This window comes from Isoptericola sp. NPDC058082, assembly GCF_042885055.1.
Classification (GTDB): Bacteria; Actinomycetota; Actinomycetes; order Actinomycetales; family Cellulomonadaceae; genus Isoptericola.
This window is the reverse complement of record NZ_JBHVSQ010000015.1, coordinates 87,329-101,381: the sequence shown is the minus strand read 5'-3', so window position 1 is coordinate 101,381 and position 14,053 is coordinate 87,329. Positions and strand designations below refer to the sequence as shown.

Below are 14,053 nucleotides of genomic sequence, written 5' to 3'. Positions count from 1 at the left end.
TCTTCGTTGGTTGGGTATGGGGAGGGTAGAAGAGGGGGGCGGGGGGGGGGCCAAACCCCCGCTTTGGGCCCCCCCCCCCGCGGTGGTGGGAGGTCAGGCGGGCGACGGCCCGAGCGAGCGGACCAGGCGGCCCATCTCGCTGTACGCCTTGTTGCGGTGGGCGACCAGCGCCTTGACCTGCTCGGGCGTGTAGTCCTTGAGGAGGCCCTTGCCGTTCTTCACGCCCCGGCGGTCGCCGGCGACGGCGTCCTGGATGAGCGCGGGCGTGCTGAGCCGCTCGCCGAACGCCTCCTCGAACGTCCGGAAGCCGCCGGCGTACACGTCGAGGCCCGCCTGGTCGGCGATGGCGAACGGGCCGAAGAAGCCCAGGCGGAAGCCGAACGTCGTGCGGACGACGGTGTCGATGTCCTCGGGCGACGCGATGCCCTCCTCTGCGATCGACATCGCCTCCTTGAGCAGCACGTACTGCAGCCGGTTGAGGACGAAGCCGGGCACGTCGGCGACGATCGCGGCCTCCCGGCCGGCCTTCGCCAGCAGCTCCTTGACCACGGGCACGACGGCCTCGTCGGTCCGCTCCCCCAGCACGAGCTCGACGCCCGGGATGAAGGGGGCCGGGTTCGAGAAGTGCACGGTGAGGAACCGCTCCGGGTTCTTCACGGCGGTCGCGAGCACCCGGGCGGGGATCGTCGACGTGTTCGACCCGATGATCGCGTCCTCGCGGGCCGCCGCGGAGATCCGGCCGAGCACGTCGTGCTTGACGTCGACGGACTCGAACACGACCTCCTCGACGAAGTCGACGTCGGCGACGGCGTCCTCGATCGACGGGGCGGTGCTCAGGTTCGCGCGGATCGTCTCCGTCGCCCCGGCGTCGTACAGCCCGGCGTCCTCGAACTCCTGCGCCTCCGCGAGCAGGCGCGCGAACGCCGCCTGGGTCGCCTCGGCGGAGACGTCGGCGATCGTGACGGGCAGGCCCGCGAGCGCGAGCGACTGCGCGATGCCGCCTCCCATGTAGCCGGCACCGATCACGGCGACGCTGCTGATGCTGGTGACCATCGTTGCTTCCTCTCTCGTGGTCCAGTCTGTGGCGGTCACGGCCGAGCGGCCGAATCCGCAGGTCGCGCGGCCGCGGCCTCGTCGAGCACGTCGCGCAGGGCGGCGACGTCGTGGGCGAAACGCCCCAGGAACACGCCGTCGACGGCGCCCGCGAGCGCGGTGAGCGTGCCCGGTCCGGCCGCCCCGCCGTAGACCACGCGGCCCTCGACGCCGAGCGCGTCGAGCCGCTCGCGCAGCGCGTGCGCGACCGTCACGACGTGCTCGGCGGGTGCCGGCCGCGGGGCGCCGATCGCCCAGACGGGCTCGTACCCGACGACGACGTCCCGCGTCGCCGAGCCGCGCAGCGCGCTCTCGAGCTGGTCGGCGGCGACGGCCGCCGCGTCCTGCGGGGCGACCTGGTGCTCCTCGCCCACGCAGAGCAGCGGGGTGAGTCCCGCCTCGGCGAGGCGGGCGACCTTGGCCCGCACGACGTCGTCGTCCTCGTGGAACGCGGCGCGCCGCTCGGCGTGCCCGACGACGGCGAACCGGCAGCCGAGCTCGGCGAGCAGGGCGGCGGTGACCTCGCCGGTCTGGGCGCCCTGCGCCCCGGGCGCGACGTCCTGCGCGCCCCAGGCCACCCGCGTGCCCGCCAGCAGGCGGGCGGCCGCGGGCAGCAGCGGGAACGACGGCAGGACGGCGAGCTCGACGGCGCCCGCCGCGGCGGCGTCCGCCACCTCGGCGACCTCGGTCAGCCAGCGCTCCGTGTCGGCGGCCCCGAGATAGGCCTTGAGCGAGACGGCGACGAGCGGGCGGCGCGTCATCCGCAGGACCCGGCGGGCTCCGGGACGGCCCCGGTTCCCGCGCCGGACTCGACCTCGCCGATCGCCGCGACCTTGGGCGCGGACGCCGACGTCGGGTCGAACCGGTAGCCCAGCCACTCGCGCAGCAGCCGGCGGGCGAGCTCGATGCCCACGACGCGCTGCCCGAAGCACAGCACCTGGGCGTCGTTGGACAGCACCGCGCGCTCGACCGAGAACGAGTCGTGGGCGGTGACGGCGCGGACGCCCGGCACCTTGTTGGCGGCGATCGCGACGCCGAGCCCCGTGCCGCACACGAGGAGCGCACGGTCGGCCTTCCCCTCGGCGACCAGGCGCGCGGCGGCCGCACCCACGTAGGGGTACGGGGTGTGCTCGTCGCCGCCGACACCGACGTCGGTCACGGAGACCACACGGTCGTCGGCCTCGAGGTCGGCCTTGAGCAGCTCCTTGTAGTCGAACCCGGCGTCGTCCGAGCCGACGACGACCCGCAGGGCCTGCGGCGTCTCCGGGCTCGTCTCCTGGGCCGTTCCCTGTGCCGTTCCCTGGGCCGTCGTCATCGTGCCGCCACCTCCACGTCGTCGAAGCTGACGCCGAGCGCGTCCCCGACCTCCGCGAGGAGGAGCGCGAGCGACGTCGCCCCCGGGTCGGCGACCCCGAGGCTCTTGTCCCCCAGCACGCGCGAGCGACCGCGGCGTGCCGTGATGTCCTTGGTGCTGGCCGCGCCGTCCCGGGCGGCCTGCACGGCCGCCCGCCAGGCGTCGGGCGCCGCCGCACCGTTCCCGTGCGCCGCGGCCAATGCCGCGACGGCGGGGTCGAGGGCGTCCACGAGCGTCTTGTCGCCCGGCCGGGCCCCGCCCACCGCGCAGACCTCGTCGCGTGCGGCGCGCACGCCGTCGACGACGTGGGCGCCCGTCAGCGTCCCGTCGGCGGGCAGCCGGTCGGCGAGGGCGAGCAGGCCGACGCCCCACAGGGCCCCCGACGTGCCGCCCGCGCGGTCGGCCCACCGGTCCGCGGCACGCCGCAGCACGGACGGGGCGTCCGCCCCGGCGGCCAGCGCCTCGTCGGCCGCCTCGACCGCCGCGTCGACGCCGCGGCACATGCCGCGGCCGTGGTCGCCGTCGCCGGCGACCGCGTCGAGCGCGCCGAGCTCGTCCTCCGCACCGTGCAGGACCTCCTGCGCGCGGTGCAGCGCACGGACCACGAGGCGCGCCGCCGCGGCGCCCTCGTCCGAGGTCGCGACCACGAGCGGCGGCTCCGGCTCGGTGGCGACGTCGGGCGCGGCCGTCACCGGCGCCGCGCGCCAGCCCCCGTGCCGGAAGGCGGGCGTCGTGGCCGGCGCGAGCCACAGCGGCTCGAGATCGTCGTCGAGCCACGTGACGGTGAGCGAGCACCCCGCCATGTCGAGGCTCGTGACGAACTCGCCGACGAGCGGCGCCACCAGCGTCACGCCGCGCTCCGTGAGCAGGTCGTGCACCCGGTCCCAGAGCACGAAGAGCTCCTCGTACTTGACCGTGCCGAGCCCGTTGAGGACGACGGCGGCGCGGCCGTCCGCGTCGTCGGGCCGGTCCGCGAGCACGCGGTCGACGAGCTCGGCGGCCAGGTCCGCCGCCGGCGGCACCGCCTCCTCGCCGATCCCGGGCTCGCCGTGGATCCCGAGCCCCCAGCCGGCCGTCCCCTCCGGGAGGCTGAACAGCGGCGCGTCGGCGCCGGGCAGGGTGCAGCCGTCGAAGGCCACGCCGAAGGAGCGGGTGCGCCCGTTGGCCAGCCCCGCGAGGCGGTCGACCTCGGCCAGGTCCGCACCCGACTCCGCGGCGGCGCCCGCGACCTTGAAGACCACTAGGTCCCCGGCCACGCCGCGGCGCTCCTCGGCGCGGTCGGCGGGCGCGGAGGCGACGTCGTCGGTGACGAGGCGCACGGCCACGTCGACGCCCTGCGCGCGCAGCCGGCTCGCCGCGGCGCCGAAGTTGAGGACGTCCCCGGCGTAGTTGCCGAACGACAGCCAGATGCCGGCCCCGGCGTCGGCGGCCCGGCACACGTCGAGCACCTGGCGCGTGGACGGGGAGGCGAAGACCTCGCCGCACACGGCGGCGTCGGCCACGCCATCGCCCACGAGCCCGGCGAAGGCCGGGTAGTGGCCGGAGCCACCGCCGACGACGACGGCGACCTTGCCGGGGCGCGTGCCCTCGGCGCGCGCGACGCCGCCGGGCACGCGGCGCAGGGTGCCGGGGTGGGCCTTGACGAGGCCGCTCAGCGCCTCGCGGGCGAAGTCCTCGGGTCGGTTGTGGACGTACGTCATGGGGTCAGCACCTTTGCTCGTGCGGTGACGGGTGGGCGGCGCGGTGCGCCGGACTGGTCTGCTCAGCGCCCCGCGGAGCGCAGCACGCCGCGGATGTACTCGCGGTTGAGGGCCGCGACGCCGAGGCTGTCCGACCCGTAGTGCTCGCAGACGAACACGCCGTCGAAGCCGAGCTCGAGCGCCTGCCGGATCATCACGCGGTAGTTGACGACGCCCTGCACCAGCGGGGTCGGGTGGGTCGCGTAGGCGCCCGTCGCCAGGTCCACGTCGCGCGTGTAGTTCTTGATGTGCCAGAAGTTCGTGTGCGGCAGCACCTTCTCGAACATCGTCGGGATGTCCTCGATCTCCCGGTGCAGCCGCACGAGGTTGCCCAGGTCGGGGTTGAGCCCCACGTTGTCGCGGTCGACGTCCTCGAGGAACCGCACGGCCAGGTCCGGCGTGCCGATGTAGGTGTCCTCGTACATCTCGAGGCTGACCTGCACCCCCACCGCGGCCGCGTGGTCGGCGAGCTCGCGGATGCGCCGGACGGCCAGGTCGCGGTTCTCGACGTCGCCGAGGTCGTCGTGGTGGCCCTCGGCCAGCCAGAACCACAGCGCCTTCTCCTGGGCCGGCGTGAGCGCCTGCATGAACCCGAAGTTCACGACCTCGGCGCCGAGCGCCGGCGCGCGGTCGATGATCGTGTGGCCGAAGCGCAGGTAGTCCTCGCCACGGGCGGCGTCGACGACGCTGCGGCGCGTCGTGGACACGGACGGGACGGCGAGGCCGACCTCCTTGAGGACCACGAGCAGCTCGGCGAACCGGGCGTCGGTCATCTCCCCGATCGACAGCCACGCGTCGGTGGGGTCGACGTCCGCGAACCCGAGGTCGGCGACCTGCTGGAGCTGCCCGCGCCAGGACTCGGCGGGGGCGTCGACGTTGGGGGTGCCGTCGGCCGCGGTGGAGCCGAAGGACAGCATGTTGGCGGCGATGGGCCAGGTGTCCGCAGTGCGCAAGGAGATCTCCGTCGATCGTCGAATCGTGTTTCCTATAGGAAACACGGCGACGCCCCGAGGTGTCAACCGACTCGATCTCACCCGCCGCGCGCCGCGCACCCCGGGGCATCTGCTTGACGGCGGCGTCCGCAGCCCCTAACTTGGGTGGAAAGCGCATTCCCGCACGCGTCGCCGCCACCGACGAGACGCACCGACGAAGGAGTCCCGAGTGAGCACCACACCCCCGCGCACGCTGCGCATCGCGATGAACGGCGTCACGGGCCGCATGGGCTACCGCCAGCACCTCGTGCGCTCGATCCTGCCGATCCGCGAGCAGGGCGGCGTCGAGCTGCCCGACGGCTCCCGCGTGCAGGTGGAGCCCGTGCTCGTGGGCCGCAACGAGTCCAAGCTGGCCGAGCTGGCCGCGCAGCACGGGGTCGAGGAGTACACGACCGACCTCGACGGGATCATCGCCGACCCGAGCACGGACATCGTGTTCGACGCCTCGATGACGTCGCTGCGCGCCAAGACGCTCACCAAGGCGATGCAGGCAGGCAAGCACGTCTACACCGAGAAGCCGACCGCCGAGACGCTGGCCGAGGCGGTCGAGCTCGCCCGCCTGCGCGAGGAGACCGGCGTCACCGCCGGCGTCGTGCACGACAAGCTGTACCTGCCGGGCCTGGTCAAGCTGCGCCGCCTCGTGGACGAGGGCTTCTTCGGCCGCATCCTGTCGCTGCGGGGCGAGTTCGGCTACTGGGTGTTCGAGGGCGAGCACCAGGCGGCCCAGCGCCCGTCGTGGAACTACCGCAAGGAGGACGGCGGCGGCATGACCACGGACATGTTCTGCCACTGGAACTACGTCCTCGAGGGCATCCTGGGCGCGGTCAAGACCGTCAACGCCCAGACCACCACGCACATCCCGACCCGCTGGGACGAGCAGGGCAAGGAGTACGCCGCCACCGCCGACGACGCCGCGTACGGCATCTTCGAGATCGAGACGCCGGGCGGCGACCCGGTCGTGGCGCAGATCAACTCCTCCTGGGCCGTGCGCGTCTACCGCGACGAGCTCGTCGAGTTCCAGGTGGACGGCACCCACGGCTCCGCCGTCGCGGGGCTGCGCAAGTGCGTCGCGCAGCAGCGCGCCCACACCCCCAAGCCCGTGTGGAACCCGGATCTGCCCGTCACCGAGCCGTTCCGCGACCAGTGGCTCGAGGTGCCCGCCAACGCCGACCTCGACAACGGCTTCAGGCTGCAGTGGGAGGAGTTCCTGCGCGACGTCGTCGCCGGGCGCCCGCACCGCTTCGACCTGCTGTCCGCCGCGCGCGGCGTGCAGCTCGCCGAGCTGGGCCTGCGGTCGTCGGCCGAGGGCCGCCGCCTCGACGTCCCGGAGATCTCCCTGTGACCGCCCCCACCCTCAACCCCGCGCTCGCCCCGGAGCTGGCGCCCAGCGGCGTCACCGTGCGCCTGCCCCGGTTCGACGCCGCGGGTCGCGCCACCGGCACGGAGGTGCGCGAGCTCAACGCGCCGGGCCCGTGGCACGCCCCGGCCGCTCCGATCACGTCGCGCGTGGCCTTCGCCGCGGCGCACGTGGTGCCGCAGGTCGGCGCCGAGAACGTGCCGGGCGCGCCGGCCGTCGTCGACTGGGACGCGACGCTCGCCTACCGGCACGAGATCTGGCGCTTCGGGCTCGGCGTCGCCGACGCCATGGACACCGCCCAGCGCGGGATGGGCCTGGACTGGGCCGCGACGCAGGAGCTCGTGCGCCGGTCGTCGGCCGAGGCCGCGTCCGTCGGCGCGCGCATCGCGTGCGGCGCGGGCACCGACCAGCTCGACCCCGCGTCGGTCGAGCCCGGCGAGGCGGGCCTCGCCGCCGTGACCGACGCGTACCGCGAGCAGGTGCACGTGGTGCAGGACGCCGGGGCGCAGGTCATCGTCATGGCCTCGCGCGCCCTGGCGAAGGTGGCCCGCTCCCCCGAGGACTACGCCCGCGTCTACGACGCCGTGCTGGCCGAGGCCGACAGGCCCGTCGTCCTGCACTGGCTGGGCACGATGTTCGACCCGGCCCTCGCGGGCTACTGGGGTTCCGACGACGTCGCCTCCGCGACCGCCACGTTCCTCGACCTCATCCGGGCCCACCAGGACAAGGTCGACGGCGTCAAGGTGTCGCTGCTCGACGCGCAGCACGAGATCGGGCTGCGCCGGTCGCTGTCCGGCCTCGACGGCTCGCCCGTGCGCCTGTACACCGGCGACGACTTCAACTACCCGGAGCTGATCACGGGTGACGAGCAGGGCCGCTCCGACGCCCTGCTCGGGATCTTCGCGGCGATCTACCCGGCCGCGTCCACCGCGCTGCAGGCGTTCGACGCCGGGGAGGCCGGCGACCCGGACGGCGCGGCACGCGGGCACGCGATCCTCGCCTCGACCGAGAAGCTGGGCCGGCACATCTTCGCGGCGCCGACCTACTACTACAAGACGGGCGTGGCGTTTCTGTCCTGGCTGAACGGCTTCCAGGCCGGCTTCCAGCTCGTGGGCGGTCTGCAGTCGGGCCGCTCGCTGGCGCACCTGGTAGAGCTGGCCCGCCTCGCCGACGGCTGCGGCATGCTGCTCGACCCGGCGCTGGCCGCCCGCCGCCTGGACGCCCTGCTGGTGACGAACGGGGTCTCCGCATGAGCGCCGCGGGAGCCGACCTGAGCCGCTGCTCGCTCAACACCGCCACGGTCAAGCACGCCACGCTCGCCGAGGCGGTCGACGCCGCGGCCTCGGCCGGTCTCGGCGCCGTCGGCCTGTGGCGCCACCAGGTGCAGGAGCACGGCGCGGACAAGGCGGCACGCATCGTGTCGGACGCCGGCCTGCGCGTCTCGTCGCTGTGCCGCGGCGGGTTCCTCACGGCCGCGGACGAGGCGGGCATCGCCGCCGCCCTCGACGACAACAAGCGCGCCATCGAGGAGACGGCGGGCGTCGGCACCCGCGAGCTGGTGTTCGTCGTCGGCGGCCTGCCAGCCCTCAGCGAGCCCGGCCGCGGCCCGCGGCCCGACGCCGGTCCGGGCGACCGCGACGTCGTCGCCGCCCGCGCCCGCGTGGCGGACCGGGTCGCCGAGCTCGCGCCGTTCGCGGCCGAGCACGACGTGCGGATCGTGCTCGAGGCGCTGCACCCGATGTTCGCCGCCGACCGCGCGGTGATCTCCACCCTCGGGCAGGCGCTCGACCTCGCGGCGCCGTTCGCGCCCGAGACCGTGGGCGTCGTCGTCGACACCTACCACGTGTGGTGGGACCCGCGGCTGCGCGAGTCGATCGCGCGGGCCGGGGCGGAGGGCCGGATCACGGGGTACCAGGTCTGCGACTGGAACCTGCCGCTGGCCGCCGACCCGCTCAACTCCCGCGGCCACGTGGGCGACGGGTACGTCGACTTCCCGACGATCTCGCGCTGGGTCGCCGAGGCGGGCTACACCGGGGACGTCGAGACCGAGATCTTCAACGAGGAGATCTGGGCCGAGGACCCGCGCGACACCGCCCGCACGGTCGGCGAGCGGTACGCGCGGCACGTGCTGCCGCACCTCTAGGCCCGCCCTCCAGCACACCGGGCCTTGACACCCCGGTGCGGGTCTGTCGCCGACGCCGGCCCGCCGCACGACGCCCCGTCGCCTCCCTGGGCGGCGGGGCGTCGTCGTGCGCGGCGCAGGATCCGCACCGGTCAGGAATGGAGAAGCGCCGCCGGGGAGCCGCTCCCTAGCCTGGGACCCGACGGTGCGGCACGGCGCCGCACCACCAGCGGGGAGGAACGACATGGCCACGTCCGAGGGACTGAGCGCCGACGAGCGCGCCGCCGTGAAGCAGCGCGCCAAGGAGCTGCGCGAGCAGGAGAAGGCCGGCAGGAACCGTGCCGCGGGCGAGAAGGCGGTGCGGGAGGCGATCGAGCCGCTCGAGGGCACCGACCGGGACATCGCCGAAGGGTTGTGCCGGGTCGTCGCCGAGGTCGCGCCCGACCTCGTGCCGAAGACGTACTACGGCATGCCCGGCTTCGCGGACGCCGCCGGCAAGATGGTCGTGTTCGTGCAGCCCGCCGCGAAGTTCGGGACGCGCTACGCGACGGTCGGCTTCGACCCCGCGGCACACCTCGACGACGGCGACTTCTGGCCGACCTCCTTCGCGGTGCTGGCCTGGACCCCGGCCTTCGAGGAGCGGCTCACCGCGCTGGTGCGCACCGCGGCGGCCTGACCGGGGAGGCGCGGTCGTCCGGGGTCCGACCACTATCTTGCGACGCAAGAGACTGCTACCTTGTGTCGCATGGTACCGACCTCGGACGCCGTCCTCACCCAGCTCCGCAAGGGAGTCGTGGAGTACTGCGTCCTGGCCTGCCTGCGGTCGGGGCCGGCGTACGGCCTCGAGCTCGCCGAGCGCCTCGGCGCCACGAGCACCCTGCTGACCAGCGAGGGCACCCTGTACCCGCTGCTCTCCCGGCTGCGCCAGCAGGGATGGGTCACGACGACGCAGGTCGCGTCCCCGATGGGCCCGCCGCGCCGGTACTACGAGCTCACGGCCGAGGGGCAGGCGGCTCTCGAGACGTTCACCGCCACCTGGGCCCGGTTCACGGAAGACGTCCGCACGACCCTGGAGCCCCGATGACCACGACCCCCGCGTTCCCCCCTCTGGTCGAGGCGTACCTCGCCGACCTCGAGCGCGCTCTCGCCGCGAGCGAGCCCCGCGAGCGTGCCGAGACGCTCGCCGCGGTGCGCGAGCACGCGGCCGAGTCCCTCGCGCTGCACGGCTCCGACGACGCCGGCGCGCGCCGCGTGCTCGACGAGCTGGGCCCGGTGGACGCCATCGCCGCCGTGTCGACCCCGGCCTCCCGCGCCGCCGCGGCACCCGGGGCGGCGACCACCACGCCCGCCGCCGATGTCTGGCTGGTCGTGCTCGCCGTCGCCTCGCTGGCGCTCTTCGTGGTCCCGCCCGTGGCCGCCGCGGCGGTGGTCTGGGCGCTGTTCCGGCTTCGTTCCGGCGCCGGGAACCGTGGCCTGCAGAGGCTCGCGCTCGTCGTGGGCGCCGTCTCCTTCGTCGGGGCCGTGGCGCTCTTCGTGTCGCACGTGCTGGCCGGCTGAGGCCCCCGCCGGACCGCTCCGTCACGTCCAGGCGTTCCCTCCGGCGGAAACCGGTTGCTAGGCTGGGCACAGCACGGCGGGAACCGGTTTCTCACGGTTTCTCGCCGACTGTCCCAGCGACGTGACGGAAGGCGACCATGACCCACTACAGCAACCCGGTCCTCGACGCGGACTGGCCGGACCCCGACGCGGTGCGCGTCGGGGACGACTACTGGCTGATCGCGTCCAGCTTCAACCGTGCCCCCGGGCTGCCCGTGCTGCACTCGCGCGACCTCGTGTCCTGGCGGCACGTGGCGAACGCGCTGCCCGCCCTGCCGCCCGCCGGTCACTACGCGCTCCCCCGGCACGGCTCCGGGGTGTGGGCGCCCAGCCTGCGTCACCACGACGGCCTGTTCTGGATCGTCTACCCCGACCCGGACCACGGGATCTTCGTGCTCACCGCGGCCGACCCGCGCGGCCCGTGGTCCGCGCCGTGGTGCCTGCTCCCGGGCCAGGGCCTCATCGACCCGTGCCCCCTGTGGGACGACGACGGCCGCGCCTACCTCGTGCACGGCTGGGCCAAGAGCCGCGCCGGGGTGAAGAACCGCCTGACGGTGGTCGAGGTGGACCCCGGGCTGCGCCGCGCCGTCGGGCCCGCGCGCACCGTGGTCGACGGCGACGAGCTGCCGGGCTTCCGCACGCTGGAGGGCCCCAAGCTGTACCACCGCGACGGCTGGTACTGGATCTTCGCGCCGGCCGGCGGCGTCGCGACCGGCTACCAGGTCGCCTTCCGCGCGCGGTCGGTGTGGGGCCCGTACGAGCACCGCGTGGTGCTGGCCCAGGGCGACACCCCGGTCAACGGCCCGCACCAGGGCGCGTGGGTGGACACCCCGGACGGCGACGACTGGTTCCTGCACTTCCAGGACCGCGACGTCTTCGGCCGCGTGGTGCACCTGCAGCCGATGCGGTGGGACGACGACGGCTGGCCGGTGCTGGGCGACGCGGGCTCCCCGGTGCTCACGCACCCGACGCCCGTGCCGGGCGCCGAGCCGGGCGAGCCGGTGCGCAGCGACGACTTCGCGCCCCCGGGCCTCGCGCCCCGCTGGCACTGGCAGGCGAACCCCGTCGAGGGTTGGGCCGTGGCCGACGGCGGCGGCACGCTGCGCCTGCCCGCCCAGCCCACGCCCCGGGGCAACCTGCGCGACCAGGGCGCCGTCCTGAGCCAGCAGCTGCCGGGGCAGCCGAGCACGTGGGAGACCCGCGTCGGCCTCGCGGGCGAGGCCCCCGGCACCCGGGCAGGCGTCGTCGTCCTGGGCCGCGAGTACGCCTGGGCGGGACTGGTGCGCACGCCGGGCGGGATCGAGGTGACCGTGCGGCGCGGCGGCACCTACGGCGACGAGGAGGTCCTCGCGCAGGAGCCCGTGCCCGCGGGCGCGACGGGCGTCGTGCTGCGCACCGCCGTCGACGCCGAGGGCCGCGTCACCTGGGCCTGGCGGGACGACGCCCTGCCGGGGCACGACGACGCGGAGTGGCACGAGCCCGCGCCGCCGTGGCAGTCGGTCGTCGGCCACTGGATCGGCGCCGAGGTCGGCCTGTTCGCGAGCGCCCCGCTCGGGGCCGACCTGCGGCCGGGCGACGGCGGCACCTTCGGCCCGGTGCACGTCACCGTGGCCGGGAAGGACGCCTGATGGCCCGCTCGGGCGGCCCCACCATCGACGAGGTGGCGGCCGCGGCCGGGGTGTCGCGGGCCACGGTCTCGCGGGTGATGAACGGCCGGGCCAGCGTCGCGCGGGACATCGCCGAGCGCGTGCGCGTCGCCGCGAAGGACCTGCGCTACCAGCCCAGCCGGGTGGCGCGCAGCCTGTCCCTGGGCCGCACCAACTCCGTCGCGCTGGTCGTGCCCGACCTGGCGAACCCGATGTTCCAGCAGATCCTGCGCGGCACGATGGCGGCGGCCGCGCCGCACGACTACCGCGTCCTGGTGGCCGACACGGCCGAGAACACCGCCGACGAGGCCGAGGTGGCGCTCGAGGCGCGACAGCGGTGCGACGCGCTGGTGCTCGCCGCCCCGCGCACGTCCGAGGACGCGCTGCTGGAGCTCCTGCCGCGGCTCGAGCCGGTGGTCGTGGTCAACCGGCACGTGCCCGGCCTCACCGTGCCGAGCGTGCGCGTCGACTACGCGGCGGGCGTGCGGAGCATGGTGGACCACCTGGTCGCGCTCGGGCACCGCGAGCTCGCGTACGTCGCCGGCCCCCGATCGAGCGCGTCGAACGGGCTGCGGGCCCGCGCCCTCGACGACGCGCGCGAGCGGCACCCGGGCCTGCGCGTCACGACCGTGCCGTGCGGCCCCACCGTGGACGCCGGGTACCGCGCGGCGGACGCCGTGCTGGCGACCGGCGCGACGGGCGTCGTCGCGTTCAACGACCTGGTCGCGTTCGGCCTCCTCGCGCGCCTCAACGAGGCCGGCGTGGCGGTGCCGGGGGACATCTCGATCGGCGGCTTCGACGACATCGAGCTCGCCCGCTACGCGACGCCGTCGCTGACCACGGCCGCGGTGCCGCAGGCCGATCTCGGCCGCCGTGCCTGGGAGCTGCTGCACGCCCGCGTGCTCGGCACGGAGCGCACGCGACTCGGTGCCGAGGGCATCGCCGTGCACGTGACACCGGGGCTGGTGGTGCGGGGCAGCACGGGGCCCGTGCCGCCCGCGCGCCGGCTCGGCGTGACGTCGGCGGACCTCGCGGGGCGCGCGCACGCCCGTGACGACTCGGTCCGGGCCCGGTGGCGGCCCGTCGACGACGACTGGGTGCTCGGCGTCGGCGACGACCGGCCCCTGGGCCGGTACTCGCGCGGTGACGGGATGCCCGGCGTGCACAGCCCACGGCCCTTCCTGCACCCGGTGCACTCGGCGCAGGGCGTGGCGATGACGACGAAGAGCCCGCTGGACCACCGCCACCACTACGGCGTCTCGATGGCGGTGGCCGACGTGGACGGCACCAGCCACTGGGGCGGGCGCACCTACGTGCGCGACCAGGGGCCGACGCTGCTCGCGAACCACGGCCGCCAGGAGGCCGGGCGCACGAAGGTGACCGACGACGGCGCCACCCTGACCCAGCGGCTGCGCTGGCTGGACGAGCGCGGCGGTGTGCAGCTGACGGAGGAGCGGCGCCTCACCGCCGTCGTGCTGCCGGAGGTCGACGCGTGGGCGCTCGGCTGGCACGGCAGCCTGCGCGCGGGCGACGCCGACGTCGAGATCGGCAGCCCGGCGACCAACGGCCGGCCGGGCGCCGGGTACGGCGGCTGGTTCTGGCGCCTCCCGTCGGGCGACGAGGCGTTCGCGCTGAGCCCCGACCGCGGCGGCGACGTGCACGGCTCGCGCAGCCCGTGGGTGGCCGTCGTGCGGCGCACCGGGCCGGCCTGGACCACCCTCGTGCTGGCCCAGGCGTCCGGGGAGCCCGACCCGTGGTTCGCCCGCGTGGGCGACTACGTGGGGCTGGGTCCGGCGCTCGCCTGGGACGCGGTGCGCACGGTGCCTGCGGGGTCGTCGCTCGAGGTCGACGTCGTGGCGGCCGTCGTCGACCGCCGCCTCGACATCACCGGGGCCGGCGATGTCGCGGACCTCGCAGTGGGGCGCGTGGGGGCCGTCACCGCCTGAGCCGGTCGGTGGTCGATCCGGTCGAAACCTCGGTCGGGGCGAGCGGGGCGAGAGTTTCTCCGCGGCGACGCGTTCACGGGCGCCAGGGCGCCCTCCACTTCGGGAGGGATACGTCGCCGCGAAGAAACCCTCGCCCCGCTCTCGTCATCCCTGCCGGCCACGCCTGTGGACGCGGCCGGAGCGGCAAGGACCTCCATTGGTTTCGGTCG

General features: G+C 75.2%; 13 protein-coding genes. 8 read left to right on the top strand and 5 right to left on the bottom strand.

Features of this window, described 5'->3' with window-relative positions; genetic code table 11:
- Positions 1 to 93: 93 nt before the first annotated feature.
- The 5 genes from ACFVS0_RS17745 to ACFVS0_RS17725 all read right to left on the bottom strand — a co-directional run bounded on the left by ACFVS0_RS17745 (position 94) and on the right by ACFVS0_RS17725 (position 5,138).
- Positions 94 to 1,053 carry a 3-hydroxyacyl-CoA dehydrogenase family protein gene (locus ACFVS0_RS17745; protein ID WP_430588685.1) on the bottom strand — a complete coding sequence of 320 codons (960 nt, stop codon included), beginning with the start codon at positions 1,051 to 1,053 and terminating at the stop codon, positions 94 to 96.
- 35 nt (positions 1,054 to 1,088) lie between these two features.
- Positions 1,089 to 1,853 carry a triose-phosphate isomerase family protein gene (locus ACFVS0_RS17740; RefSeq protein ID WP_430588684.1) on the bottom strand — a complete coding sequence of 255 codons (765 nt, stop codon included), beginning with the start codon at positions 1,851 to 1,853 and terminating at the stop codon, positions 1,089 to 1,091.
- On the bottom strand, positions 1,850 to 2,407 hold the full coding sequence (locus ACFVS0_RS17735; RefSeq protein WP_430550700.1) for a ribose-5-phosphate isomerase: 558 nt from the start codon (positions 2,405 to 2,407) through the stop codon (positions 1,850 to 1,852). Before ACFVS0_RS17735 ends, ACFVS0_RS17740 begins: the two co-directional genes overlap by 4 nt.
- Positions 2,404 to 4,146, bottom strand: a complete 1,743-nt coding sequence (locus tag ACFVS0_RS17730) for a dihydroxyacetone kinase family protein (RefSeq protein ID WP_430588683.1) — start codon at positions 4,144 to 4,146, stop codon at positions 2,404 to 2,406. The genes ACFVS0_RS17735 and ACFVS0_RS17730 overlap by 4 nt, the downstream gene beginning before the upstream one ends.
- Positions 4,147 to 4,208: 62 nt before the next feature.
- Positions 4,209 to 5,138, bottom strand: coding sequence for a sugar phosphate isomerase/epimerase family protein (locus tag ACFVS0_RS17725; protein ID WP_430588682.1), 930 nt, complete (start codon positions 5,136 to 5,138; stop codon positions 4,209 to 4,211).
- 244 nt (positions 5,139 to 5,382) lie between these two features.
- On the opposite strand from ACFVS0_RS17725, the gene ACFVS0_RS17720 reads away from it, so the two are divergent.
- The 8 genes from ACFVS0_RS17720 (at position 5,383) to ACFVS0_RS17685 (ending at position 13,844) form a co-directional block, all read left to right on the top strand.
- A complete protein-coding gene (locus ACFVS0_RS17720) occupies positions 5,383 to 6,519 on the top strand; it encodes a Gfo/Idh/MocA family protein (RefSeq protein WP_430588690.1) in 1,137 nt (378 codons plus the stop codon).
- Positions 6,520 to 6,575: 56 nt separating this feature from the next.
- Positions 6,576 to 7,787: a dihydrodipicolinate synthase family protein gene (locus ACFVS0_RS17715; protein WP_430588689.1), complete on the top strand. Its 1,212-nt coding sequence runs from the start codon at positions 6,576 to 6,578 to the stop codon at positions 7,785 to 7,787.
- On the top strand, positions 7,784 to 8,677 hold the full coding sequence (locus ACFVS0_RS17710; RefSeq protein WP_430588681.1) for a sugar phosphate isomerase/epimerase family protein: 894 nt from the start codon (positions 7,784 to 7,786) through the stop codon (positions 8,675 to 8,677). Before ACFVS0_RS17715 ends, ACFVS0_RS17710 begins: the two co-directional genes overlap by 4 nt.
- Positions 8,678 to 8,900: 223 nt before the next feature.
- Positions 8,901 to 9,332 carry a hypothetical protein gene (locus ACFVS0_RS17705; protein WP_430588680.1) on the top strand — a complete coding sequence of 144 codons (432 nt, stop codon included), beginning with the start codon at positions 8,901 to 8,903 and terminating at the stop codon, positions 9,330 to 9,332.
- A gap of 69 nt (positions 9,333 to 9,401) precedes the next feature.
- Entirely contained in the window at positions 9,402 to 9,740 is a 339-nt protein-coding gene (locus tag ACFVS0_RS17700; RefSeq protein ID WP_430563177.1) for a PadR family transcriptional regulator, read from the top strand.
- Complete coding sequence (locus ACFVS0_RS17695) at positions 9,737 to 10,213, top strand: HAAS signaling domain-containing protein (protein WP_430588679.1); 477 nt, start codon at positions 9,737 to 9,739, stop codon at positions 10,211 to 10,213. Before ACFVS0_RS17700 ends, ACFVS0_RS17695 begins: the two co-directional genes overlap by 4 nt.
- A 137-nt stretch (positions 10,214 to 10,350) precedes the next feature.
- Positions 10,351 to 11,880 carry a family 43 glycosylhydrolase gene (locus tag ACFVS0_RS17690; protein ID WP_430588678.1) on the top strand — a complete coding sequence of 510 codons (1,530 nt, stop codon included), beginning with the start codon at positions 10,351 to 10,353 and terminating at the stop codon, positions 11,878 to 11,880.
- Positions 11,880 to 13,844 carry a DUF6807 family protein gene (locus ACFVS0_RS17685; protein WP_430588677.1) on the top strand — a complete coding sequence of 655 codons (1,965 nt, stop codon included), beginning with the start codon at positions 11,880 to 11,882 and terminating at the stop codon, positions 13,842 to 13,844. Before ACFVS0_RS17690 ends, ACFVS0_RS17685 begins: the two co-directional genes overlap by 1 nt.
- Positions 13,845 to 14,053: the final 209 nt, after the last annotated feature.